This is a genomic window from Methylobacterium sp. Leaf456 (assembly GCF_001425465.1).
Classification (GTDB): Bacteria; Pseudomonadota; Alphaproteobacteria; order Rhizobiales; family Beijerinckiaceae; genus Methylobacterium.
The window spans coordinates 26,041-50,197 of record NZ_LMQV01000007.1; the positions used below are offsets into that span (position 1 = coordinate 26,041).

22 protein-coding genes and 2 pseudogenes are annotated in these 24,157 nt (G+C 71.0%); 9 read left to right on the plus strand and 15 right to left on the minus strand.

Annotated features, from left to right (window positions below; translation table 11 throughout):
• The first annotated feature begins 40 nt into the window (after positions 1 to 40).
• The 5 genes from kdpB to ASG52_RS07775 are packed head-to-tail and all read left to right on the plus strand — an operon-like array spanning position 41 to position 6,712.
• Positions 41 to 2,131 carry a potassium-transporting ATPase subunit KdpB gene (gene kdpB, locus ASG52_RS07755; protein WP_056241313.1) on the plus strand — a complete coding sequence of 697 codons (2,091 nt, stop codon included), beginning with the start codon at positions 41 to 43 and terminating at the stop codon, positions 2,129 to 2,131.
• Positions 2,132 to 2,167: 36 nt separating this feature from the next.
• A complete protein-coding gene (locus ASG52_RS07760) occupies positions 2,168 to 2,773 on the plus strand; it encodes a K(+)-transporting ATPase subunit C (protein WP_056241316.1) in 606 nt (201 codons plus the stop codon).
• A gap of 9 nt (positions 2,774 to 2,782) precedes the next feature.
• Positions 2,783 to 5,497, plus strand: coding sequence for an ATP-binding protein (locus ASG52_RS07765; RefSeq protein ID WP_056241318.1), 2,715 nt, complete (start codon positions 2,783 to 2,785; stop codon positions 5,495 to 5,497).
• Positions 5,494 to 6,219, plus strand: coding sequence for a response regulator (locus ASG52_RS07770; protein WP_056241320.1), 726 nt, complete (start codon positions 5,494 to 5,496; stop codon positions 6,217 to 6,219). The genes ASG52_RS07765 and ASG52_RS07770 overlap by 4 nt, the downstream gene beginning before the upstream one ends.
• A gap of 13 nt (positions 6,220 to 6,232) precedes the next feature.
• The gene (locus tag ASG52_RS07775) at positions 6,233 to 6,712 is read left to right on the plus strand and encodes a PTS sugar transporter subunit IIA (protein WP_082552423.1); all 480 of its coding nucleotides are present in this window, start codon (positions 6,233 to 6,235) and stop codon (positions 6,710 to 6,712) included.
• Between the two features lie 478 nt (positions 6,713 to 7,190).
• Here ASG52_RS07775 and ASG52_RS26990 read toward each other — a convergent pair whose 3' ends face one another.
• Together ASG52_RS26990 and ASG52_RS07780 are read right to left on the minus strand one after the other, a co-directional pair.
• Entirely contained in the window at positions 7,191 to 7,364 is a 174-nt protein-coding gene (locus ASG52_RS26990; protein ID WP_156383840.1) for a hypothetical protein, read from the minus strand.
• Between the two features lie 75 nt (positions 7,365 to 7,439).
• The gene (locus ASG52_RS07780; protein WP_056241324.1) at positions 7,440 to 7,673 is read right to left on the minus strand and encodes a hypothetical protein; all 234 of its coding nucleotides are present in this window, start codon (positions 7,671 to 7,673) and stop codon (positions 7,440 to 7,442) included.
• A 232-nt stretch (positions 7,674 to 7,905) separates the two neighbouring features.
• On the opposite strand from ASG52_RS07780, the gene ASG52_RS07785 reads away from it, so the two are divergent.
• Complete coding sequence (locus tag ASG52_RS07785; RefSeq protein WP_056241326.1) at positions 7,906 to 9,231, plus strand: TAXI family TRAP transporter solute-binding subunit; 1,326 nt, start codon at positions 7,906 to 7,908, stop codon at positions 9,229 to 9,231.
• A 54-nt stretch (positions 9,232 to 9,285) separates the two neighbouring features.
• On the opposite strand, the gene ASG52_RS07790 is transcribed toward ASG52_RS07785, so the two are convergent.
• Together ASG52_RS07790 and ASG52_RS26075 are read right to left on the minus strand one after the other, a co-directional pair.
• Positions 9,286 to 10,056, minus strand: a complete 771-nt coding sequence (locus ASG52_RS07790) for a potassium channel family protein (RefSeq protein ID WP_056241329.1) — start codon at positions 10,054 to 10,056, stop codon at positions 9,286 to 9,288.
• A 341-nt stretch (positions 10,057 to 10,397) separates the two neighbouring features.
• Positions 10,398 to 10,838, minus strand: a pseudogene (locus ASG52_RS26075) (Na+/H+ antiporter NhaA); the annotation flags it as partial.
• Between the two features lie 267 nt (positions 10,839 to 11,105).
• On the opposite strand from ASG52_RS26075, the gene ASG52_RS07800 reads away from it, so the two are divergent.
• The 3 genes from ASG52_RS07800 (at position 11,106) to ASG52_RS07810 (ending at position 13,880) form a co-directional block, all read left to right on the plus strand.
• Positions 11,106 to 11,741, plus strand: a complete 636-nt coding sequence (locus ASG52_RS07800) for an acyl-homoserine-lactone synthase (protein ID WP_056241335.1) — start codon at positions 11,106 to 11,108, stop codon at positions 11,739 to 11,741.
• Positions 11,742 to 11,826: 85 nt separating this feature from the next.
• Entirely contained in the window at positions 11,827 to 12,429 is a 603-nt protein-coding gene (locus ASG52_RS07805; protein ID WP_286158978.1) for a hypothetical protein, read from the plus strand.
• Positions 12,430 to 12,572: 143 nt separating this feature from the next.
• A complete protein-coding gene (locus tag ASG52_RS07810) occupies positions 12,573 to 13,880 on the plus strand; it encodes a glycosyltransferase family 4 protein (protein WP_056241341.1) in 1,308 nt (435 codons plus the stop codon).
• Positions 13,881 to 14,516: 636 nt separating this feature from the next.
• On the opposite strand, the gene ASG52_RS07815 is transcribed toward ASG52_RS07810, so the two are convergent.
• The 11 genes and pseudogenes from ASG52_RS07815 to ASG52_RS07865 all read right to left on the minus strand — a co-directional run bounded on the left by ASG52_RS07815 (position 14,517) and on the right by ASG52_RS07865 (position 24,051).
• On the minus strand, positions 14,517 to 16,001 hold the full coding sequence (locus ASG52_RS07815) for a nucleotidyltransferase family protein (RefSeq protein WP_056241343.1): 1,485 nt from the start codon (positions 15,999 to 16,001) through the stop codon (positions 14,517 to 14,519).
• Between the two features lie 78 nt (positions 16,002 to 16,079).
• Positions 16,080 to 16,775, minus strand: coding sequence for a glycosyltransferase family 2 protein (locus tag ASG52_RS07820; protein WP_056241346.1), 696 nt, complete (start codon positions 16,773 to 16,775; stop codon positions 16,080 to 16,082).
• Entirely contained in the window at positions 16,775 to 17,443 is a 669-nt protein-coding gene (locus ASG52_RS07825; RefSeq protein WP_056241349.1) for a glycosyltransferase family 2 protein, read from the minus strand. The genes ASG52_RS07820 and ASG52_RS07825 overlap by 1 nt, the downstream gene beginning before the upstream one ends.
• 2 nt (positions 17,444 to 17,445) lie before the next feature.
• On the minus strand, positions 17,446 to 18,507 hold the full coding sequence (locus ASG52_RS07830; RefSeq protein WP_056241351.1) for a hypothetical protein: 1,062 nt from the start codon (positions 18,505 to 18,507) through the stop codon (positions 17,446 to 17,448).
• Between the two features lie 4 nt (positions 18,508 to 18,511).
• Complete coding sequence (locus ASG52_RS07835; protein ID WP_056241353.1) at positions 18,512 to 18,931, minus strand: PqqD family protein; 420 nt, start codon at positions 18,929 to 18,931, stop codon at positions 18,512 to 18,514.
• A gap of 847 nt (positions 18,932 to 19,778) precedes the next feature.
• Positions 19,779 to 20,045 (minus strand): annotated as a pseudogene (locus ASG52_RS26080) (transposase); the annotation flags it as partial.
• A gap of 106 nt (positions 20,046 to 20,151) precedes the next feature.
• Positions 20,152 to 20,388 (minus strand): hypothetical protein, encoded by a 237-nt coding sequence (locus ASG52_RS07845; RefSeq protein WP_056241355.1) that lies wholly within the window; start codon positions 20,386 to 20,388, stop codon positions 20,152 to 20,154.
• A gap of 66 nt (positions 20,389 to 20,454) precedes the next feature.
• Positions 20,455 to 20,988 (minus strand): gamma carbonic anhydrase family protein, encoded by a 534-nt coding sequence (locus tag ASG52_RS07850; RefSeq protein ID WP_056241358.1) that lies wholly within the window; start codon positions 20,986 to 20,988, stop codon positions 20,455 to 20,457.
• A 21-nt stretch (positions 20,989 to 21,009) separates the two neighbouring features.
• Positions 21,010 to 22,212 (minus strand): alpha-hydroxy acid oxidase, encoded by a 1,203-nt coding sequence (locus ASG52_RS07855; protein ID WP_082552427.1) that lies wholly within the window; start codon positions 22,210 to 22,212, stop codon positions 21,010 to 21,012.
• A 26-nt stretch (positions 22,213 to 22,238) separates the two neighbouring features.
• Positions 22,239 to 23,213: a quinone oxidoreductase family protein gene (locus tag ASG52_RS07860; RefSeq protein ID WP_056241360.1), complete on the minus strand. Its 975-nt coding sequence runs from the start codon at positions 23,211 to 23,213 to the stop codon at positions 22,239 to 22,241.
• A gap of 124 nt (positions 23,214 to 23,337) precedes the next feature.
• Positions 23,338 to 24,051, minus strand: coding sequence for a TetR/AcrR family transcriptional regulator (locus ASG52_RS07865; RefSeq protein ID WP_082552428.1), 714 nt, complete (start codon positions 24,049 to 24,051; stop codon positions 23,338 to 23,340).
• Positions 24,052 to 24,157 lie beyond the last annotated feature (106 nt).

The window sequence follows — 24,157 nt, forward strand, 5'->3', positions numbered from 1 at the left end:
GCGTGCCGGGCCGCCTCATCCCCTTCGGACACCCCCTGCCATGTCCCGCAAGACCTCATCGCTGTTCAGCGCCGCCCTGGTCGGGCCCGCGCTCGTCGGCTCGCTCAGGAAGCTCGACCCCCGCGCCATGATCCGCAACCCGGTCATGTTCGTGGTCGAGGTCGTCGCCGCGCTCACCACCGTGCTCTTCGTCCGCGACCTCGCCACGGGCGGCGCCGACCTGTTCTTCTCCGGCCAGATCGTCCTCTGGCTCTGGTTCACCCTGATCTTCGCCAACTTCGCCGAGGCGCTCGCCGAGGGCCGCGGCAAGGCCCAGGCCGATTCCTTGCGCCGCACCCGCACCGAGATGCAGGCCAAGCGCCTCACCGACCACGGCCGCGATTTCGAGACGGTGCCCGGCACCTCCCTCAAGGTCGGCGACGTGGTTCTGGTCGAGGCCGGCGACCTGATCCCCTCCGACGGCGAGGTCATCGAGGGCGTGGCGAGCGTCAACGAGGCCGCCATCACCGGCGAATCCGCCCCCGTCATCCGCGAATCCGGCGGCGACCGCTCGGCGGTCACCGGCGGCACGCAGGTGCTCTCCGACGAGATCAAGGTCCGCATCATCGCGGCCGCCGGCTCGACCTTCGTCGACCGTATGATCGCGCTGGTCGAGGGCGCGTCCCGTCAGAAGACCCCGAACGAGATCGCCCTGAACATCCTGCTGGCCGGCCTCACCATCGTGTTCGTGTTCGCGGTGGCCTCGATCCCGAGCTTCGCGAGCTACGCCGGCGGCTCCATCCCCGTCATCGTCCTGGTGGCGCTGTTCGTGACGTTGATCCCGACCACGATCGGCGCGCTCCTGTCCGCCATCGGCATTGCCGGCATGGACCGGCTGGTGCGCTTCAACGTGCTCGCCATGTCGGGCCGCGCGGTCGAGGCGGCGGGCGACGTCGACACCCTGCTCCTCGACAAGACCGGCACCATCACGCTGGGCAACCGTCAGGCGACCGAGCTTCGGCCGGTGCGCGGCGTCTCCGAGCAGGATCTCGCCGACGCGGCGCAGCTCGCCTCGCTCGCCGACGAGACGCCGGAGGGCCGCTCCATCGTCGTGCTGGCCAAGGAGACGTACGGCATCCGCGCCCGCGACATGGCCGGGCTGAACGCCACCTTCGTGCCCTTCACCGCCCAGTCGCGGATGTCCGGCGTCGACCTCGACGGCTCGTCCATCCGCAAGGGCGCGGTCGATGCCGTCATCGCCTCGGTGACCGGACAGCCGATGGCGAGCCGCGGCTCGAACCTCGCCCTGGCCGTCCGCCCCCATGCCGAGACGGGGGTCGTGGCCGAGATCCGCGCCATCGCCGAGGACATCGCCAAGGCGGGCGGCACCCCGCTCGCGGTGGCCAAGGACGGCCGCCTGCTCGGCGTGGTCACCCTGAAGGACATCGTGAAGGGCGGCATCCGCGAGCGCTTCGCCGAGTTGCGCCGGATGGGCATCCGCACGGTGATGATCACCGGCGACAACCCGATGACCGCCGCCGCCATCGCGGCGGAGGCGGGCGTCGATGATTTCCTCGCCCAGGCGACCCCGGAGGACAAGCTGGCGCTGATCCGGAAGGAGCAGGCCGAGGGCAAGCTGGTAGCCATGTGCGGCGACGGCACCAACGACGCCCCGGCGCTCGCCCAGGCCGATGTCGGCGTGGCCATGAACACCGGCACGGTGGCGGCCCGCGAGGCCGGCAACATGGTCGACCTCGACAGCGACCCGACCAAGCTCATCGAGATCGTCGGCATCGGCAAGCAGTTGCTGATGACCCGCGGAGCGCTGACCACCTTCTCCATCGCCAACGATGTTGCGAAGTATTTCGCCATCATCCCGGCGATGTTCCTGACGCTCTACCCGCAGCTTCAGGCGCTCAACGTGATGGGGCTCGCCTCGCCCCAGAGCGCGATCCTCTCGGCCATCATCTTCAACGCGCTGGTCATCGTCGCCCTGATCCCGCTCGCACTCAAGGGCGTGACCTACCGACCGGTCGGTGCCGCCTCGCTGCTACGCCGCAACCTCTTCGTCTACGGCCTCGGCGGCGTCCTCGTCCCCTTCGTGGCGATCAAGGCCATCGACATGGCCGTCACCGCCCTCCACCTCGCTTGAACGAAGGTCCCAGGAAATCCTGTCATGAGACCTGCCATGCTGAACCAGCTTCGCCCCGCCCTCGTCCTGCTCGTCGCCCTGACGGCACTGACCGGCCTCGCCTACCCCCTCGCCGTCACCGGCGTCGCCGGCACGGTCTTTCCGGCCAAGGCCGCCGGCAGCCTGATCGAGCGCGACGGCCGGGTCGTCGGTTCCAGCCTGATCGGGCAGGGCTTCACCGGCGCGGGCTACTTCCACGGCCGGCCCTCGGCGACGACCGCGGCCGACCCGGCCGACGCGAGCAAGACCGTGCCGGCGCCCTACAACGCCGCGAACTCGATGGGCTCGAACCTCGGTCCCACCAGCGCGGCGCTCGCCGAGCGGGTGAAGGGCGACCTCGACGCGTTGCGCGCCGAGAGCCCGGGCCAGCCGGTGCCGGTCGACCTCGTGACGACGAGCGGCTCGGGCCTCGACCCCGACGTTTCGCCCGAGGCGGCCTTCTTCCAGGTGCCGCGGGTGGCGCGTGCGCGTAAACTCTCGGAGGAGCAGGTGAACGAACTCGTCGCCGCCCAGGTGCAGGGCCGCACCCTCGGCCTCCTCGGCGAGCCGCGCGTCAACGTACTGGCGCTCAACCTCGCGCTCGACGACCTCGCCAAGCGTTAAGACACGAGCATGCCCGACACCGGCCGCGACCCGAACCGCCCCTCGCCCGACGCGCTGCTCGAAGCGGCGCGCCGGGAGGAGCGGACGCGCGGCCGGCTCAAGGTTTTTCTCGGCGCCGCCCCCGGCGTCGGCAAGACCTACGAGATGCTGACCATCGGCCGCGCCCGCCTCAAGGCGGGCGCCGACGTCGTGGTCGGCGTGGTCGAGACCCACGGGCGCGCGGAGACCGAGGCGCTGCTCGACGGTTTCGAGGTGATCCCGCGCCGAGCCGTGCCCTATCACGGCACCGTGCTGGAGGAGATGGATCTCGACGCGCTGCTCGCGCGTCGCCCGGCGCTCGCGCTGGTGGACGAACTCGCCCACACCAACGCGCCGGGCTCGCGCCACCCGAAGCGCTATCAGGACGTCGAGGAACTGCTCGACGCCGGCATCGACGTCCTGACCACGCTCAACATCCAGCACGTCGAGAGCCTCAACGACGTGGTGGCCTCCATCACCCGCATCCGCGTGCGCGAGACCGTACCGGACGGGGTGTTGGACCGGGCCGACGACATCGAGGTGGTCGATCTCAACCCCGACGATCTGATCGAGCGCCTGAAGGCCGGAAAGGTCTACGTCCCGACCAACGCCGAGCGGGCGCTGAAGCACTACTTTTCCCGCGGCAACCTGACGGCCCTGCGCGAACTGGCGCTCCGGCGCACCGCCGACCGGGTTGACGACGAGCTCCTCAGCCACATGCGGGCCAACGCGATTCCCGGCCCCTGGGCGGCGGGCGAGCGGGTGCTGGTCTGCGTCAGCGAGGACCCGCGCTCGGCCGGCCTCGTGCGGTATGCCAAGCGGCTGGCCGACCGCCTGCACGCCCCCTGGACCGCCCTCGTGGTCGAGGGGCCGCGCGCCGCATCGCTCACCGAGGCCGAGCGCGACCGCATCGCCGAGGCCCTGCGGCTGGCCGACCGGCTCGGGGGCGACGCCGTGACCCTGCCGGGCGGGCGGCGCATCGCCGACGACATCCTCGCCTACGCGCAATCGGCCAACGTCAACCACATCGTCGTCGGCAAGGCGGCGCGCTCGAAGTGGTTCGAGTTCGTGAACGGCTCGGTCGTGCACGACCTCGTGCGCCGCAGCGGCAACATCGGCGTGCACGTGGTGCCCGGCGAGGCCGTGCCCGTCGCGCCAAACCCTGCTCGGACGGTCGCCACGGCACCGGCCGCGTCCCCCGACATCCGGTCCTACGCCCTCGCCCTCGTCATGACCGGGTTGGGGCTTGGCTTGGCCCTGCTGCTCCAGCCCCAGGCCGGTGTGGAGAATGCCGACCTGTTCCTGCTCACCGCCATCGTCGGCGTCGCCGTGCGCTTCGGTCTCGGACCGTCGCTCCTCTCCGTCGTGGTTGCTTCGCTGTCCTACAACTTCTTCTTCCTGCCGCCGGTCTACACCCTGACCATCGCCGACCCGACCAACGTGGCGGCCTTCGTCCTCTTCACCGTCGTGGCGGTGGTGGTCTCCAATCTCGCGGCCCGCGCCCGCCTGACCGCGGTGGTCAGCCAAGCGCGCGCCAAGTCCTCGGAGCGGCTGTTCGGCTTCTCGCGCAAGCTCGCGGGCTGCGGCACCCTCGACGACGTGCTCTGGGCGACCTCGGCGCAGATTGCCGCCATGCTGAAGGCGCGGGTCGTGCTGCTGCTGCCGGAGGCTGAGGCCATCACGGTCCGGGCCGGCTATCCGCCCGAGGACATGTTGGATGAAGCCGACCTCGCCGCCGCGCAATGGGCCTTCGACAACGAGCGTCCCGCGGGGCGCGGGGCCGACACGCTGCCCGGCGCCAAGCGCTTGTTCCTGCCGATGCGCACCGGACGCGGCACCATCGGGGTGATCGGCCTCGACGCTGACGGCACCGGTCCGATCCTGACGCCGGAGGGACGGCGCCTGCTGGACGCGCTCGCCGACATGGGCGCGCTCGCCATCGAGCGGGTCCGGCTGGTGGAGGATCTCGACCGGGCCGAGCGCGCCGCCGAGACCGACCGGCTGGCGAGGGCGCTGCTGACCTCGATCAGCCACGACCTGCGCACGCCGCTCGCCTCCGTGCTCGGCTCGGCCAGCACGCTCCGGGACCTCGACGCGGCGCTCCCGGCCGAGTCCAAGGCCGAGTTGCTGGCGACGATCATCGAGGAATCGGAGCGGCTGAACCGCTTCATCGTCAACCTGCTCGACATGACCCGGTTGGAAGCCGGCGCCGTGACCCCGAACCTCGCCTCGCAGGACATCGCCGAGACCGTCGACACCGCCCTGCGGCGGACCCAGAAGATCCTGGCCGACCACCGGGTCGCGGTCGAGATCGATCCCGACCTGCCGGTGCTGCACCTCGACCCTGTCCTGTTCGAGCAGGTGCTGGTGAACCTTCTCGACAACGCCGCGAAGTACGCGCCCGAGGGCTCGACGGTGACGGTCCGCGCCCGGCACGACGGCCGGACGGTCCGCATCGCGGTGCTGGACGAGGGCTCCGGCCTGCCCGAGGGGGACGTCGAGCGGGTGTTCGACAAGTTCTACCGGGTCCGGAAGAGCGACCACGTCCGGGCGGGCACCGGGCTCGGCCTCGCCATCTCCCGCGGGTTCGTCGAGGCGATGGGCGGCACCGTCATCGCCGGCAACCGGCGCGACCGGTCGGGGGCCGCCTTCACCGTGACGCTGCCGGTCCCGGCCCGGACGACGCCGAGGGAGATCGCCGCATGAGCCCGACTATCCTGGTCATCGACGACGAGCCACCGATCCGCAAGCTGCTGCGCATGGGCCTGTCCACCCAGGGCTACGCCATCCTGGAGGCGGGCAACGCCGCCACCGCCCTGGAGGTGCTGGCGCGCGAGAGCCCGGACCTCGTCATCCTCGACCTCGGCCTGCCAGACATGCGCGGTCACGACCTGTTGCGGGCGATCCGGGCGAGCCATCCGGGCCTGCCGGTGGTGGTGCTGTCGAGCCGGGACGACGAGGGCGGCAAGGTCGAGGCGCTCGACCTCGGGGCCGACGACTATGTGACGAAGCCCTTCGGCATGGCCGAACTGCTCGCCCGCCTGCGCGCGGCCCTGCGCCACCAGCTGGCCGTGCGCGGCGAGCGGCCGGTCTTCCGGGTCGACGGCCTCTCGGTCGATCTCGTCCGCCGCGTCGTCAAGGTCGACGACGCGGAGGTGAAGTTGACCCCGCGCGAGTACGACTTCCTGCGTGTCTTGGTGCTGCACGCCGGCAAGGTGCTGACCCACGCCCAGTTGATGCACGAGGTCTCGGTCTCGTCCGAGCCGCAATACCTGCGCGTCTACATGCGCCAGCTCCGGCAGAAGCTGGAAGCCGACCCCGAGCGCCCGCGCATCCTCCTCACCGAGACCGGCGTCGGCTATCGCCTGCGCGCCCCCGACGACGAACCGAATCTCAAGCCGCCCGCGGCGCCGGAGACGCGCCCTTGACGCCCAGCCTTACATGCGGCCGGCCGACGCGATGACCATCGGCGACATCCTCGCACCCGAGGCCGTGATCCACGGCCTGCGCGCCTCCGGCAAGCCCACCCTCCTCGAAGACTTGGCCCGGCGCGCCGCGCAGTCGCTCGATCTCGACGCCGACACGATCCTCGGTGCCCTCGTCCGCCGGGAGGAGCTCGGCTCGACCGGGGTCGGCGACGGCGTGGCGCTGCCGCACGCCCGGCTGGATGCGGTCAGGAAGCCGTTCGGGCTGCTGGCCCGCCTGCGGGAGCCCCTCGATTTCGACGCGATCGACGAGCGGCCGGTGGACCTCGTGTTCCTGCTGCTGCTGCCGACGGGGGAAGGTGGGGGGCACCTGAACGCGCTGGCCTGCGTGGCGCGCAGGCTCAGGAACTCGGAGACCGCCGCGGCCCTGCGGAGCGCGCGGGACGCGGCCGGCCTCTACGCGCTGATGGGTGGCCGGCCCCTCGACACAGTCTGAGAAGTCCCCTGGACGACCGACGTCCGGAGGCCCCCCCCCGGACACGATGGCCCGAGGTTCAGCGGAGGTCGAGCGAGGCGAAGCCGAGACCGTCGAACCCGTCATGCAGAGACTGACCGGGCAGCACCTGCGCTAGAACATCGGTCCGAAAGGTGGCCGCCGGCTTTCGGAAAAAGCCGATGCGGCACAAGAACCTAGCGTATCGTCCTGGATACGATATCCAGGACGATACGCTAGGCCGGTACCCGCTCCCCACCGAAACGAGGTCGCCCGCGCTCAGGCCCGAGCCTCGTTCGGCGAGTCGACGCGCCAACCGAGCCACCGCGGCGAACGGGTCCCCATGAAGTCGCGTCCGTGGCCGCGCGCGACCACGTGGCCGTCGATGGCGAGGCTTGCCTCGGTCGCGGCGAGGTCGGTCGCGGTCCATCCCTCGATCCAGGGGCCGGACCCGCCCTCGGGACCGGTCCGGCCCGGGGCGTCAGGTGCCCGAGACGTTTACCAGCACGTCGGCGTCGAGCCGGAGACAGAAGCCGCCGAGGGTGGCGACGCCCGCCACGGCGAGGACGAGGTCCGAGGTGCGGACGACCTGGGCTCTGCGGCCTCCGGAGCCCATGTGCCGGATGTGGCGGGCTCGGACGGAACGGGTGGACACGGGAAACCTCTGAAGTTGACGACGGGATGGATATGGGATGCCGGGGCCGACCGCTCCAAGGGGTCGGCCATGGCATCAGATGCGCAGCTCGATCCGTTCCCCGGACAGGAGCACGGCGTCGGGCCGGTGGTCGGTCTCGTCCTCGGCGTACTCGACTGCGGCCTTGCGGCTCCGGAACAGGCCGCCGGCGCGCCCATGGATCTCGATGGCGACCCAGTGGCCCTGGGGGTCCTGGCCGACGATGAACCGGGCCGCATCGGAGGCCGGGGCCTCGGCATGGATGGCGGCGACTTGCATGGTGGGAGACATCGTGTGTCTGGGGTTCTCGCGGCCCTCAGGAGACCGCGCCCCGAAGCTGTGCCCGACCGCGTTAGGGTTCGAGCGGGAAGCGGAGCCAATCTCATAAGCGTCTCGTTAGGATTCAAGGTGACCGCGGCCCGTGCCCTCGAATTCCGGGGGCGCGTCAACCACCTGGGCGCCACGGCCGGGCGTCCCGGCATGGGGAGCAGGCGTGCGTAAGCTGGTGTTACCGGATGGCCGGATGTGGCTCCCCCTCGGCCTTGGGCTCCTGCTCGTCCTCCTCGTCGCCGCCGGCTTCCACCTGACCCGGGCCACGACCCTGACCCTCGCGGTCGCCCCGAACGGCGGCACCGAGCCGGCGCTGCTGCGGGCCTACGCCGACGAACTCGCCCGGCGGAAGCTCGGCGTCCGCCTCAAGGTCGTCGCGTTCGGCGGGGTGCGCGAGAGCGCGGAGGCGTTGAAGACCGGCAAGGCCGACCTCGCGGTGGTCCGGCCCGACGTGGCGATGCCCGGCAACGGCCTCACGCTCGCGGTCCTGCGGGAACTCGCCGCCTTCGTGGCGGTGCCGGGCGCGTCCGGGATCAAGTCCGTCCCGGACCTCGGGGGCAAGCGGCTGGGCATGCTGGCGAGCCGAACCGCCGACCGGACGCTGCTGCGCGACCTCCTCACCCACCATGGGCTTCAACTCGTCTCCGACGCACCGGCCGACGGGGCGGGCGGCAAGGCCGTCGCGTTGGTCCCGGTGGACGAGGCCGACGTCGCTGCCGCCCTGCGGGACGGGCGCATCGACGCGATGGCACTCGTGACGACGCCGGCCTCCCCGGCGGCGCGGCGGCTGGTCGGCCTCGTGGCGGACGCGGGTGAGGCCGGCGAGGTCGCGTTGATCGGGTTCGCCGACCCCGCGGCCCTGTTGGCCCGATGGCCGCGCCTGCAATCGGTCACGGTACCGGCCGCCCTGTACGGTGGGAGCCCGCGCATCCCCGACGAGGACGTCGCGACGGTGGGCTCGTCCTGCCGGCTGATGGCGCGCGCCGACCTCTCGCGCAGCCTCGCCGCCGAGATCACCCAGCATCTGTTCGAGATGCGCACCGCGCTCGCCGAGACCGTACCGGCCGCCGAGGACGTCACACACCCCGCCTACGAGGACACCGCCGACGCCACCAGCGCGCGCCTGCCGATCCACCCGGGCGCCATCGACTACTACGAGCGCGAGCAGGAGACCTTCATCGAGCGCTACGAGAGCTGGATCTACCTCGTGGCCATCCTGGGCGGCGGCCTGGGCTCCACGGCGGCGTGGCTGCGCCAGCGCCTCGGTCGCATCCGCCGGGAGCGGATCGAGGTGGCCACCGCCCGGTTGCTGGAACTGCGGTCGGAGGCCCGGCGCGAGACGGACCGCGAGCGCCTGGAGACGATGGCCGGGGAGGTGGACGACCTCGCGGCCAGCATCGCACGCCATGCCCTGAACCGGCCGACCGAGCCGCGGACGCTCGGCGCCGCCACCGTGGCCATCGAGGCGGCGCGCTCGACCGTCAAGCGAGCGTTGGGTCGGGCGGCTGAGCCGGCATAGCGGACCGCGGCAGGGCCCCGCCGCCCCGTACGGGCCTATCTCGAACGTCCAAGGTCAGTAGGCTCCCTCGTCGGGGATGTTCAGGAGGTGGCCGCAGGCCTTGCAGTGCACGGCGTCCGGCTCGTGGCGCTGCAGCCCGCAGGCGTCGCACGGGAAGCGTACCTTGTAGGAACGGAACACCACCTGCGCGAGGCGGAAGAACAGCGTGACGCCGCAGATCATCACGAAGACGGACAGCAGCCGGCCCGTCGTCCCAGGTAGGGTGATGTCGCCGTAGCCGGTCGTCGTCAGCGACGTGACGGTGAAGTACAGGGCATCGACCGGCGTCCGCATCGCCGGGTTGGCGTTGTGCTGGGTGGCATAGACGATGCCCGTCATGACGAAGACGAACACCATCAGGTTGGTGGCGGCGAGGATCGCGTCCTCGTTGCGACGGAACAGGTCGCTGTCCTTCCGCAACCGCTCCAGCAGGTGATAGGTGCGCAGCAGGCGCAGCGTCCGCAGGATGCGAAGGAAGCCGATGCCCTCGACGACCACGGGCGCAAGGAAGGAGGCCACGGCCACGAGGTCCGCCCAGGTGCTGAGGTGCCGGAACTCGCGCAGCGGGGCCCGGCTGACGAGGAGGCGGGCGGCGAAGTCGAGGAGCACGCACAGGCCCACCGCCAGATCGCAGGCGACGATCCAAGGCGACAGCGGCAGGAACGAGGTGACGACCACGAAGGCGATTGTCGCGACGTCGAACACCAGCAGGGCGTAGCGGAAGCGGTGCGCGCCTCGCGTGTTGCCCTCGTACAGTTCGCGCAGCGTCGCGGTGGACATCGTCATCGGTCCTGTGGCTGGAAGGGGCTCGATCTCAGGAATCCCGTGTGATGGTGTACCTGGCGACGGCGCCTACGGCATCGCCGGAGAGCCGGGACAGCAACAAGAGCGTCCTCACCCCGAAGAGCAACACCCCGGTCACGGCAAATATGAGATCGGAGAGACAGCCCTCGATGGCAGCGGGACGACGCCTCGGGAACTGGCGGGGCATGATGTTTCCCCTGGTTCCGGGAGATCGGATGAGGAAGGACGCGCGCCAACGGGGCGCGGCTGGTCCCGGCTCGGCGGTGGGACATGCGCGCCGGGGCGAAACGCGGCACGAGCGCCCCGGCGGCCATGCAGGTCATTGAGCCGAGCAGCGCCAGCACGCCCAGCGCGAAGGCGATGTCGGTGGCGGCTGGGATCGCCCAGCCGCGCAGGGTCTCGGGCGATCCAGTTCACGGCGGCGTAGACCAGGGCCGGCGCCGCCATGCCGCCGAGCGCGGCAAGCCCCGGCAGCACCCGGTCGGGCCAGGTGCGCAGGCGCCCGTCGAGCACCTCGCGCTTGATCTCCAGCCCGACGAGCAGGAAGAACACCGCCATCAGGGCGTCGTTGATCCGGTGCAGGACCGACAGGGGGCCGAGATACGTCTTCAGGGCTGCGAAGTCGGTGTTCGCCAGCGGCGAGTTCGCCACCATGAGCGCAAGCGCCGCGGAGGCCATCAGGACGAGGCCGCCCCCGCCTCTCTGGTCAGGGCGTTCCGCAGGGCCGACACGGATCGGACGGGCAGCGCGGCTGCACGGGTCATCAAAGACACGGGCATCCGCGCGGCGGACTGTTCCGAACGCGCCGGCCTCGTTTCCATTTCGGGCTGATCAAGTTTCGTTGAGGACCGGCCTGCCGGACTTGAAGCGTCGATGCAATCCAAGATAGAGAATGACCCAAGTCGAACGCGGCTCCGGTCGTGAAACGACGCGTACGGGCAGCGTCCGCGCCCGAAACCTACGGGAACCCGTAGTTCCGGGCCTCAGCTGATTTTGGGACGACTTCTTCGGATTTCCGAAGAGGTGTTGCCATGATCCATGTCGTGACTGCGGACAACATGCAAGACTACGCCGGTGCCATGGACCAGGCGTTTCGGCTCCGGCACCGGGTCTTCGTCGAGGAACTCGGCTGGCGCGACCTCGCCCGGCCGGATCGCCGCGAGATCGACGAGTTCGACGACGAGCACGCCGTGCATCTGCTGGCGATGGACGAGAGCGAGACCGTGATCGGCTATTCGCGCCTCCTGCCCACCACCCGGCCCTACCTGCTGCCGATGGTGCTGCCGCAGCTCTGCGAGGGGACGCCGCCGTCGGGCCCGAACGTGGTGGAGTGGGGCCGCATCTGCGTGGCCGAGAGCGCCCGCACCTCGGGCCGGCGCCTCAACCCGACGGCGCTCGCGCTGATGACCGGCATCGTCGAGTGGGGCCTGCCGCGGGGCGTGTCGAGCTTCGTCTCCGAGATGCCGACGAGCTGGATCCTGCGCCTGCTGCAACTGCATCTGCGCGCGGTGCCGCTCGGCCTGCCGCACGAGATCGAGGGCGAGGAGATCGTCGCCGTCGAGGCCGCCTTCGACCGGCGCTCCCTGCGCCAGCTCCAGAACAAGCGCGGCGACGCCCGCTCCGTGCTGGCCCCGCCGCGCACCAGCGTGGTGCAACTGGCTTCCTGAAGCCGGGTTGTGTCTCGGGCTTGGTCGTCGCTCGGGCTTGCCGTTTTCCTTCGACCTGACGCATCCTGCGCGGGGGGACGTACACGTGAAACGCAGACGCAGTGGTGCAGCGCGCGGCGCGGCACCGGGCCTCGTCAGAACCCTGGCCGAGGCCGGCATGGTGGGCGCCTGGGAATGGGACCCGCCCTCGGGGCGCTTCCTCCTCGACGAGGGGGCCGCAGCCCTGATGGCGGGCGATCCCGGCCTCGCCGGTCGCCCGCTCCAGAGCGAGCGCGCGACCGCCGGGCTCGAGGAGGCGGATGTCGAGCGCTTCCTCGACGCGGTGCGCCGCGCCGTGGAGGGCGACGACGCCGTGACGATCGAGCTGCGCTCGGCCGGGCTGCCGCGGGCGCGCCGGCTGCTGTGCCGCGGCCGCATCCTGCGCGACGGGCTCGGCCGCCCGATCCGCGGGGAGGGAACGCTGGTGGACGCCGCCGAGGTCGGGGCCGACGCCCGCGCCCTGCTCGGGCTCTCCGAGGACGCCGCGGGGGCGGCGATCGACGAGGCGGCGGGCCTGCTGATCGCGGCCCGCCGGGCCATCGACGCCAGCGGCAACCCGCATCTGCGCGACCTCGTGGACGTGGTGCTGCTCGAAGTGGCCCGCGAGATCGCCAACCGCTCCCAGCCGGCCTCGCCCGTGCGGCATTAGGGTGAAGGTCCACGAGGGCGGTCGCCTGTCCCGATAAAGCGTCCTAAAGAGACCCGGCCGGCTCCTTTTTTGAAAAGGAGCGCGCCGGGGTCGGGCTCGGCGCGGTCCCTCCGGCCTCGCCGACGATCCAGCTTCGAGTGCCCATGCCCGCGCGTCCCGTCGCCATCGACCTGACCCGCCTGATCACCCGCCTGCGCCACGCCAGCCCGACCGGCATCGATCGGGTCGATCTCGCCTATGCCCGGCACGTGCTGGGCGAGGCGGGCCGCGAGGGCCCACGGTTCGGCCTCGTCTCGACGGCGATCGGTCCGAAAATCCTCGAACGCGACGCGGCGCTCGACATCGTCGAGGCGGTGGCCGCGGGCTGGGTCGAGGACGTCACGGCCGACGACGACCCGGTCTACCGGGCACTCAGCGACACCCTGGAGGCCGGCGACACCCTTCGCCGCGGCCAGGGCCGACCGAAGCCCGGGCGCGCCGCGTCCTGGCCGCGCCGCCGGCTCCAGGCCGTCACGAGCCTGCGGGCGTGGCGCGCCGCCGGGCCCGAGCGGCTGCCGGAGGGGGCCGTCTACCTCCACACCTCGCATCTGCGGCTCGACCGGCCGGGGCGGTTCGACTGGCTCTACGACCGGCGCGACGTGCGCCCGGTCTTCTTCGTCCACGACCTGATCCCGATCTCGCATCCCGAATACGGCCGCCCCGGCGAGGCCGCGCGCCACGCGGCCCGGATGGAGACGGTGGCCCACCATGCCGCCCACGTGCTGGTGAACTCCGCCGATGTCGGCGAGCGCTTCACCCGCTATACGCTGGCCCGGGGCCTCGGCGCCAAGCCGCTGACGGTGGCCCCGCTCGGGGTCGAACCGGTGTTTTCCGCAGCGGGTGAAGAGCCGGCCGAGGTGCGGCGCCCGACCTTCCTCGTCTGCGGCACGATCGAGCCGCGCAAGAACCACCTGCTGCTGCTCAACCTCTGGCGCGACCTCGCCGAGCGGCTGGGGGAAGCCACGCCCCGCCTCGTGCTGGTCGGCCGCCGCGGCTGGGAGATCGAGAACGTCGCCGACATGCTCGACCGCTGCCCGGCGATCCGGGCCCATGTCAGCGAGGTGGTCGGGCTGACCACCCACGGCCTCGCCCGGCTGATGCGCGACGCCACCGCGCTCCTGATGCCCTCCTTCATCGAGGGTTACGGCCTGCCGGTGGTCGAGGCGGCGGCAAGTGGCCTGCCGGTGGTCGCCTCCGACATCCCGGTCCACCGCGAGATCGCGGGCACCTTCGCCCACTTCCTCGATCCCCTCGACGGGCCGGGCTGGACGCGGGCGGTGCTCGCCTTGAGCGAGCCGGGCTCGCGGCTGCGGGCGGAGCTGGCCGGGCGGCTCGCGGACTACGAGGCGCCGAGCTGGGGTGCGCATTTCGAGCGGGTCGAGGCGGCGCTCGCCGCACTGCCGGGCGCGTGAGCCGCGAAGCCATGGCGCGAAGAGCGCCGCACGGAGCAGGGCGTCGGCGCCAGCCGAGACGCATCGCGGAGCGAAGGACACGGTCAAAACCGAACGACTTGACCGTGAGTATGGCCGGTGAGGTTGGGGAGCGGACCTTGGCCCATAGCCATGAGACCATCGTCCCGGATATGAAATCCGGGACGATGGTCTAAATCGCTGTTCTGCATCGGCTTTTCCCGAAAGCCGGAAGCATTCTTTTGGGACGATACTCTAAGCGGACGTTCGGCTTTCGACCCGATCCAGTCGTCCAGTCGGGTCCCGCCGCGACCCGAAGGCGGCCATTCGTCGGCAGTTCGGTAATTGAGCTCAGGGTCGAAGGGGGATCATACGTGACGCGGACTTCAGAGGGCCTCGATTCCAAATGAAAGCCGTAGCATCAAGTGGAGTGCCGCCTCGACCTCCCCGATCCGGCTTGCAGAGAAGCACCCTGCGATTGGGCTGGCTGAGCCCACTTTATCGAGGGGGGAAAGCTCCGCGACGGAGGCGGCGTTTGCCCTGCTGAGCCTTAAATCACTCCCGGCGAAGGTCGGATCGGGGAAAGCGGGTGGGGTCGATCGGCCGGCGCATTGCGCACATCGACCACAGCCCCACCCGTCAGAACTCGGCCTCGGCCCAGACGGCGGAGACGAGGAGCACGCCGAGTTGGCGCGGGTCGCCGCGCCGGTCGAGGCGGGCCGGGATGAACGGGTCGGCGATCCGGAACTGCACGACGACCCATCCGTCCTGAAGGCTCGCGTCCGACAGGTCGAGCACGGTCTCGGTGACGCTCGGCTCCACGCCCGCCCGCCCCTGCAGCCGGGCCAGGGGCCGGCCGTCGACGATCACCCCCGCGCTCGGCGCCGCCTGGTCGGCAGGGGCGACCGACACGGTCCGCAGCACGAGAGTCCGGCCGGGGCCGGCGGGCGGACGCAGCGCCAGCACCGCGACCGAGCCGTCGCTCCAGCGCCCGTGCGGCTCGATATGCGACCAGCCGCTAACGAACCACAGCGGGCTGTGATCCTCGGCGGGCCGCGTCGGCAGCGCCGGCGCGCGCATCCTCTCGCGCAAAGTCGGCAGGCAGGCGTCGAGCGGCTGGCGGCTCAGGGCGGGGGCCGAGCGGTGGAGCCGCTTCAGGTCGAGGGCGAACCAGTCGGTCTTCGAACGGTCGGCGGGATGCTTGAGGCGCCCCAGCGCCTCTCGCCGCTCCAAAGCCGTCGCCCGACCGTTGCGACGGCGCCAGACGCTCGAGGGCAGCGGCGGCACGATGGTGTCGGCCAGGAGATCGAGGGTGACCTCCAGAAGGCCGGCCAGCCCGTGGCGCTCGGCGCTCGCCCAGAGGCGGCGCCAGTCGATCCGCTCGCCGACGAGCCGCATCATCAGGTGGCAATCCGCCATCCAGTCGTGCCGCAGCGGCTCCTCGAACTTGGACCCGTGGATCGCCGCCTGCAGGAACACGTGCTCCAGCGACGGCACCCGGACAGCGCGCCCGTTGAGCATCCCACTCTGCGCCTGCGCGAAGAACTCCTCCGCCAGGGCCTCGCTCTCGACGTCCAGCAGCGGGCGCCAGTGCAGGTCGAGCAGGCCGAACGCGTCCTCCGGGTGGGCGAAGTCGAGGCCGTGCATCGAGCGATGATCCTCGACGTGGAACGTGCCGGGCGCGAGGCGCGGCGTCACGAAGCCGAGATCGAACAGGATCGCAACCGCCTCGGCCGCGCGCTCCGGCGGGACGAGGATGTCGCAATCGGACAGAAACCGCAGCTCCGTGGCACCGCCCAGGATGACGACGAGGGCCGTCCCCTTAGTCAGCAGCAACGGAATCTCCCGCTCCGTGAGCCGGTCGATGGCGGCGGCGCAGAGATGCCAGCGCGAGCGGCTGCGCAGCCATACGTGGCGCGCGATGCCGCGCAGCCGCGCCTTGATCGCGTCGTCCGGCAGGGCTTGGCCGATATTGTCGTAGACCAGCGGCAGCAGGCGGAAGGCCGTGCCGACGACGTCGTTCAGGTCGTTCTGCTCGCGCCAGCGGGCGAAGCAGGCGAGCGCTTCCCATGGCGGTTCGAGCGCCGCGCGCAGCAGCAGCCGGTCGGAAGGAGCGGGAAGCATGGCGTTCGCGGGTCTTTCGGCGTCAGCGCCGGGTGAAGGGAGCGCATATCGGGCGCGGGGACGGGCGGGGCGGCGCCCTCACTCCGGCGGTGCCGGGGGCCTTCCGGCGGCGCGGCGGCTCAGGTCGAGCCGGCGCTTCAGGACGAGGAGCTGCTCGTTCCGCGCCTCGTCGCGGCGCAGGCGCCCGACATTGCCCGCATGGAGCCGGCGGTGGGCGACGAGGTCCGGATGGTGGGCCGCGCGCAGGCCGGCCAGGGAGGCACGCGCGTACCAATCGGGAAAGTCCATCAGCCGGTACGACGGATCGAACGAACCTGTCCGCAGGAAGGCTTCGCGCCGCACGAAGATGCCGATCTTGCTGACGCCCGGTTGCGGCGGGAAGGCACCGAAGGCGGCGCCCTCGGCCCAGTCCGGGCTGGCGAATTGCTGCACCGTCCCGAACACCGCGTCGATCCCCGGATCGGCCGCGAGCAGGGCCGATTGCACGGCGAGCTTGGTGGGTGCCCACAGGTCGTCCGCATCGTTGAAGGCGAGGCCTTCGCCCGAGGCCTCGGCAACCGCCGTCGCAAAGGCGGTGGGGGCGCCGCGGTTCTCCGTCTCGATCAGCCGGATGCGGTCGCCGAAGGCGCGGAGCACGTCGCCGGTGCCGTCGGTCGAGCCGTCGTCGACGACGATGATCTCGAAAGGCGGCATCGTCTGCGCCAGCACGCTCTCGACCGCCGCCCCGACGTAAGGGGCGGCGTTGTAGGCGCCCATCACGGCCGAGATCCGCATCACCGCCCCCGACGCCGGTCGAGCGCCCCCTTGAGGCAGGCCATCAAACCGTCACGGGCGCCCTGGACGTCCCGGGTCAGGTTGGTGGTGTGCAGGTGATAGAGCGTGGCGTCGTGATCGACGGCGGCGAAGCGGAGGCCGGCCTCGCGGGCACGCATGTACCAATCTCCGTCCTCGGCCTGTATCAGATCCTCGCGGAAGGGGCCGATCCGGTCGAAGGCCGTCGCGCGGATCAGCAGCGATCCGAGATGCCAGGGCCGATGCGTGAGGGCGCGGCGGGGGTCGTCGGTGGCGACCGGCACGTTCGTCTCGTCAACGACGACGGTCCGCCCCATCGCCACGTCGATCCCGGCATCGGCCGCAAGGGTGGCCCGCAGAACCTCCTGCCGTCCGGGCGTCCAGAGGTCGTCGTGGTCGAGGAAGGCGATGGCCTCGCCCGTCGCGGCGCGAAGGCCGCGGTTGCGCGCCGCCGCCGGGCCGGCATTGTCCTGGCGGATGGCGAGGATGCCCTCGCCCAGCGTGCGGATCAGCGCGGGCGTGCCGTCGGTCGAGCCGTCGTCGACGACGACGATCTCGTCGCCGTCGCGCAATTGCGCGCGCACGCTCGCCACCGCCTGCGCGAGGCGATCCGCGCCGTTGAAGACCGGGATGACGACGCTCGTGCGCATGCTCACGCCTCCGCGGCCTTCGGGACGCCGGTGCCGAGGGAGTCGGCCAGCGCGGCGAGGGCGGCCGGGGCGTCCGACAGCGTCGGGCCCGGATCGAAGGCGTAGCAGGGAACGCCCTCGATGCCGCGGGCGATCGCGTCGTAGGTCGCCTGGGCGTCGCCCGGCAGCATCGCCAGCGTCGTCGCGGCGAGTTCCCGCAGGACGACCGAGCGGCGCATCGGGCTCCAGCCGGCCCGCGCCGCGCCGGCCCGGTGCGGTACGACGATCGCGCCGATCTCGGCATCGCCGATGGTGCAGGCGGAGAGCCGGCCGAGATCGACCTCGCCCTTCACCTCGCCGCTATCGGTCGAGAGCGCGAACGAGGCCGCCATGGTGCGCTGCAGGTGTCCGAACATGTCGGCGCGGATCCGGGCCGAGCGGTACAGGTTGACCGCCCGCAGCGAGGGCGTGCCCCGCAGCAGCAGGAAGTCGTCGGCGACGTAGCGCCATCCGGCCTCGACGCAGGCGAGCGCGAGGCTGGTCTTGCCCGCCCCGCCCCGGCCCGCGATCAGCACGCCGTTCTCCCCGTGCGCCACCGCTGCCGCGTGCAGCGGCGTCAGGCCGGTGAAGGGAGCAAGGCCCTTGAAGGCGTGGAGGAACGGGCGCGCCGTCTCCCAGGACGGCAGGGTCTCGGGCGAGCGGTGCCAGACGAAGCCCCGGCGGTGCTGCCGGTCGACGAAGACCAGCTTGCCGCCATGGGCCGGGTCCCAGAAGCCGTAATGGCGCGGCGTGGCCGAGACGACCCGCTCGTCGTCCGCCGCGGTCTCGGGCAGGCACGCCTCCAGGACGGGATCGGGCCCCTCGACGATGTCGAGCCACGCCGTCGGTGCCGTGCCGACCGCGTCGCGCCGTCCGAAGATGTCGATCAGCTCCGCGAGCAGGCTTCCGGTCCGGACGCGCAGGCCCAGGCGGAGCGTGTCGAAGCCGAGGCAGAGCCGCTCGACCCCCGCCGCCTCCCCTCGGCGCGCGACGTGATCGAGGGCGACCGACAGACGGTCGGCCGCATCGGACGGGGCGGGGGGCATCGGCTCAGGCGTTGACGACGTAAGGCCAGCCTGCGTCGCTCGTGTCGTGGACGGGATCGAGCAGCAGCAGATCCTGCATGTCCGAGAAGCTCTCGACCTGCGGCTGCGCCCACCCGCCGGTCGGCGCGACGGGCTCCCACGTCCCGTGCGGCCGCTCGTCCGCCGGGCGGATCAGACCGGCGGTCTCCAAGTCGGCGATGAAGCGATCGACCGAGGCCGAGAACGCGTCGGGCCCGTTCTTCGCCCGCGGCGCGAGCCTGGCCTTCACCTCCGCCAAATCATGGGCCGCGCACAGGCCGAGCCAGATCTCGGCGGCCGAGCCGGAGAGGCTGTAATAGATCCCGGTCCCGAAATGCGCGATCACGATCTCGTCCTCGAACGAGCGGGCGCTGACGAGATTCGGCTCGGCGACGTCGTAGTGCATCGTCTCGCATCCATGCTGCGGCGGCTGCCGGGGATCTCGGCCGTGACGAGTGGGCCACTGGCTGCAGCCTGTCAATTGTTGGTCCGACACCGCGACACCGAGACCGTGCCCGGTCGGTGATGCGCGCCTCTGAAATTGCTGCCGCGGAAGCTCCGCGGTCGACCTCTGCATCGTGTTGTGGTTCGTGTTCTCGTGCACCCGTCCGCGAACGTGTGCTTAGGCCAGTGACGTCGGAAGCATGGACGAAGCCCATCCTCGACGCGGGCATCGCGTTCACGGCCGGGCGTACGTCGGGTGTTCTGTCCGAAGTTCTTCGGTCAGGTCGGCGTGAAGGGCGCGTAGGGAGAGCCAGGGGAAGGTGAGCGCGTCGTCCGCGGTCGCCTCGCCGGCCGTGATCAGCACGGTGAGCTTGAGCGCGAGGTCGGCGTGGGCCTCCGTCGGCGCGAACAGTAAGGTGGCTGGCCGCGTCGCTCAGTTCCCGCGCCGTCCGTTCTTCCTGCGTTCGGGCCACACCTATGCCGGCCGCTACTGCCGCCTGCATGAAGGCGGCCTGTCGGCGGTGCAGCTCGGCTGTGAGCCGGCGTGCGGTCGGGCCGGAGCCGAGGCGTCGCGTGATCGTGGCGGCGTCGGCCGCATAGTCCGGTGTCCCGCTCCGGTTCGGTAGGGGGACGCGCGGATAGCCGTGGGCCGTCACCACCGCCTCCTCGATCCGGTCGAGGGCGGCCAGGACGGCGCGGTGCGCATCCTGGGCGGCCTCCATTCGCACGAAGGCGCAGGCGACCGCCGTCGGCTCCTTGTTGCCCGATCCAGTCGTCGGCGTGGTCGGGTGCAGGGCCGTAAGAACCTATCATGGTAGGGTTTGCTGAGCGGCGATGATACCGCAGGCGAAGCAGATGAAGGCCCGGTAGTTCTGGCGCTTTTTCGGCCATCGGATCAGGATGCCTCGGAAGCGGTTGAGCCAAGCGTGAACTCGCTCGACGACCCAGCGCCGGGCCCTGTCCCCACGATGGCGTTTGGCCTGCGCCTCCTCGCCCCTGCGGCGCAGGTGAAGCCTGATGCCGTGCTCGTTGGCGAGGGTGCGGACCACGGCATAGTCGTAGCCCTTATCGAGGCAAGCGAAAGCGCCGATCACTGGACGATCAGGGTCGAGTGCCGCAACAGCCGCACCGTCCTCCTGCGCCAAGCCGACCTGAAACGGCGCCTCTAGCCCGCGCAACCCTCTATCGCGGCAGGCGGAACGGGCGGGCGCGGCGGCGGTCCGGGCCCGGCTGGAGGCCCATGACCCGCTGCGGCGCGCGGTAGCCGCGGCGATACTTGCGATGGTAGCGCACCTCCGTCGCCGCCGGCCCGGCCGCGATGCCGGTGTCGCGGACCATCGGCAGGGCCGAGGCGCCCGTGGACAACGTAGCCGCGCCGAGCGTCAGCAGCAGCGTCAGGAGGGGGAGCGGGCGCGGCATCGGGCAATCCTGTGAGGGGCCGAGCGCCAACTCTCCAGTCTTGCCCGTGTTCCGAAGATCGGGAACTCAGTCCTCGACCGGCGTCAGGTCGGCGAGGAAGCGTCCTCCGTTGCCGACATAGATCTCCGCAGCCTTGCGCGTCGCCTCGCTGTAGTCCGGATCGCCCGAGGCGACGGCGCGGGCCGGCACGCCGACGATGAGGCTGCCATCGGGGAACTCCGCGCCCTCGCGCACCAGCGCGTTGGCGCCGACGATGCAGCCGCGGCCGATCCGGGCGCCGTTGAGGATGGTCGCGCCCATGCCGATCAGCGTATCGTCGCCGATGGTGCAGCCGTGGACGATGGCGCCGTGGCCGACCGTGACGCCCGCGCCGATGGTGAGGGGAAAGCCCGGATCGGCGTGGAGCACCGCGTTGTCCTGGATGTTGGTGCGGTCGCCGATGGTGATGGGCTCGTTGTCGCCGCGAATCACCGCGCCGAACCAGATCCCGACATCGAGGCCGAGTCGCACCCGGCCGATCACGTGCGTGCCCGGCGCGATCCAGATGCGGCTCGCGTCGGCGATGGTCGGGGCGTGCTCAGCCAGCCGGTAGAGCGCCATGGTGCCTCCTCGTGTTCGTAGTCAGCCCGCCGCCTGGACCGGGCGCGGGCGGCGCTCGGTCAGGGCAGGCTGCGGCACCGGGCGCGGCCGGTACAGGATATCGCCGTCGACGGCGCGGATGTCGCGCTTGCCGCAGAAGGCCATCGTCATGTCGAGCTCCTTGCGGAGGATGTCGAGGCAGAGCGTGACGCCGCGCTCGCCCATCGCGCCGACGCCGTAGACATAGGGGCGGCCGATGAACACGCCCTTGGCGCCGAGCGCCACCGCCTTGAGCACATCCTGGCCCGAGCGGATGCCGCCGTCCATGAACACCTCGGTGCGGTGGCCGACCTCGGCGACGATCTCCGGCAGCGCGGCGATGGAGGAGATCGCCCCGTCGAGCTGACGCCCGCCGTGGTTCGACACGATGATCGCCTCGGCACCCGTGTTGACGGCGGCGGCCGCGTCCTCGGGATCGAGGATGCCCTTGAGGATCAGCGGACCCTTCCAGCGGTCCTGGATGCGGCGCACGTCGTCCCAGCTCAGGCGCGGATCGAACTGCTCGGTGGTCCAGGACGAGATCGAGCGGGTGTCGCGCACGCCTTCCGCATGGCCGACCACGTTGCGAAGCGAACGCCGCTTGGTGCCGAGCATGCCGAGGCACCAGCCCGGCTTGGTCATGAGGTTGGCGAGCGTCCCGAGCGTGGGCTTGGGCGGAGCCGAGAGACCGTTGCGGATGTCCTTGTGGCGCTGGCCCATGATCTGGAGGTCGAGGGTCAGCACCAGGGCGGTGCAGCCGGCCGCGCGGGCTCGGTCGATCAGCCGGTCGTTGAAGCTGCGGTCGCGCAGGAAGTAGAGCTGGAACCAGAACGGGTGATCGACGGCCTCGGCCACGTCCTCGATCGAGCAGATGCTCATGGTCGAGAGTGTGAACGGCACGCCGGCCTTGGCGGCGGCGCGGGCCGCCAGGATCTCGCCGTCCGCCCGCTGCATCCCGACGATGCCGCAGGGCGCGAGCGCCACCGGCATCGCGACCGGTTGCCCGACCATCTCGGTGGCGAGCGAGCGGTTCGACATGTCGACCGCCACCCGCTGCCGCAGCTTGATCGCGGAAAAATCGGACTCGTTGGCCCGGTAGGTCGATTCGGTCCACGAGCCGGAATCGGCGTAGTCGTGGAACATGCGCGGAACGCGGGCTTTCGCCAGCAGGCGCAGATCCTCGACGGTGGTGATGGTGCGGGGCATGGGCGGTGTCGGACCGTGCTTCGTCTTCAAGGAATAAGGATCACCGACCCGGTGGTGCGGCGCGCCTCGAGCGTACGGTGGCTCTCGCCGACGTCCTCCAGGGGGAGCGCCAGGAAGGTCTCGGGCCGGACGATACCGGCAGCAATCGCGGCAAACAGTTCGCCCGCCATCGCGCCGAGGGCGGCGCGCTCGCGCAGGTGATGGAACACGATCGGCCGCACCAGCGCGTTCGATTTCGCGGCGAGCGCGGAGGGTGAGATCGGCTCGACCGGGCCGGAGGCCTGCCCGTAATTCACCAGCGTGCCGAGGAAGCCGAGGCAATCGAGCGAGCCGAGGAAGGTGTCGCGCCCGACCGCGTCGTAAGCCGCGGCCACGCCCCTCCCCTCCGTGATCTCCCGAACGCGGGGGACGAAATCCTCCTCGCGGTAGAGGACGACGTGGTCGGCGCCCGCGCGCGTCGCGATTTCCGCCTTCTCGCGGCTGCCGACGGTGCCGATCACCGTGGCGCCGAGATGTTTTGCCCAAGCGCACAGCAATTGTCCGACCCCGCCCGCGGCGGCGTGGACGAGGATCGTCTCGCCGGGGCTCACCCGGTGGACGCGGCGCAGCAGCATGCAGGCGGTCAGGCCCTTGAGCAGGACCGAAGCCGCGGCTTCGTCGCCGAGATCGTCGGGCAGCGGCACCGCGAGCGAGGCGGGCAGCCGTCGGGTTTCCGCGTAGGCACCGTATCCGGGGCTGACATAGCCGACGCGGCTCCCGACTCGGAGGCCCTCGACGCCCTCGCCCAAGGCCTCGACATGACCGACCGCCTCGATGCCCGGCACGCCGGGAAGCGGCAGAGTGCGGTAGAGGCCGGAGCGGACGTAGCAATCGTGGAAGTTCACGCCGATCGCCGTCTGGCGCAGGCGAATCTCGCCGGGGCCGGGCGCGCCGACCGCGACCTCCTCCACCCGCAGGACTTCCGGCCCGCCATGCTCGCGCAACAGAACCGCGCGGCTCACGGGGCCGCCCTCCGCTCGGCGCGGACGCTCGCCGTCATCGCTCGTCTCCTCCCGGTGCGCGGTGCCGTTTCCGCCGTGGCGGCGGCCCGCTCGATCTTCAAGTCTCGGGCACGCGGCCCGGTCTTTACTTCTTGGCGATCGCCCGCTCGACGAAGCCGATGACGCCGTCGATATAGGTCTGGATCGGCGTGCCGCGCTTGCGATACTTGGCCCGCTTCACGTACCAGTCCTGCAGCAGCGGCTTGATCAGGGCCGCGGTCAGGTTCACGTCCTCGACGGCGAACACGCCCTGCGCGACGCCGCGCTGCAGGACATCCGAAAAGATCCGCTCGGTCCGCAACTCGCTCTCGGTGGCGAGCACGCGGGCGGGTGCCGGGAAGCCCTTGGCCTCCATGTAGGCGAAGACGAACCAGGGCTGCATCGCTTCCGTCAGCCTGATATGCGTCTCGATCAGCCAGCGCAGGTGCTCCACCGGCGTCTCGGCGATGCCGTCGGGCACGTCGCGCAGAACCGCCTCGACCGTCTCGGACACCTCCGTCAGGATCATGACGAGGAGCGTGTTCTTGTTGTCGAAGTACGAGTAGAGCCCGCCCATGCTGAGCCCCGAGACCTTGGCGAGGTCGCGCAGGCTGGTCTCGTGGAAACCCTGCCGGCTCGACAGCTTCAGCACCGCCTCGATGATCTTGGCGAGGTTGGCGGTCGCCAGATGCGGCTTGCGCACGCTTACCTGATCGCGGTGGCGCTCGAGGATGCGCCCGCAGATTTCTTCCGTCGAATAAGCATCGGTTGCGAACGGGCGGGCGACGGGTCTCGTCTGAACGGCTTCGGCAGTTCTCATCGGTCGATTTCATCGCGAGCCGGAGGCACGCGTCAATGGGTCAAGGGGCGAAGTCAGGGAGTTGATGACAGGAGCCATACCCTGTTGCCAAGGTCGAATCCAAGCG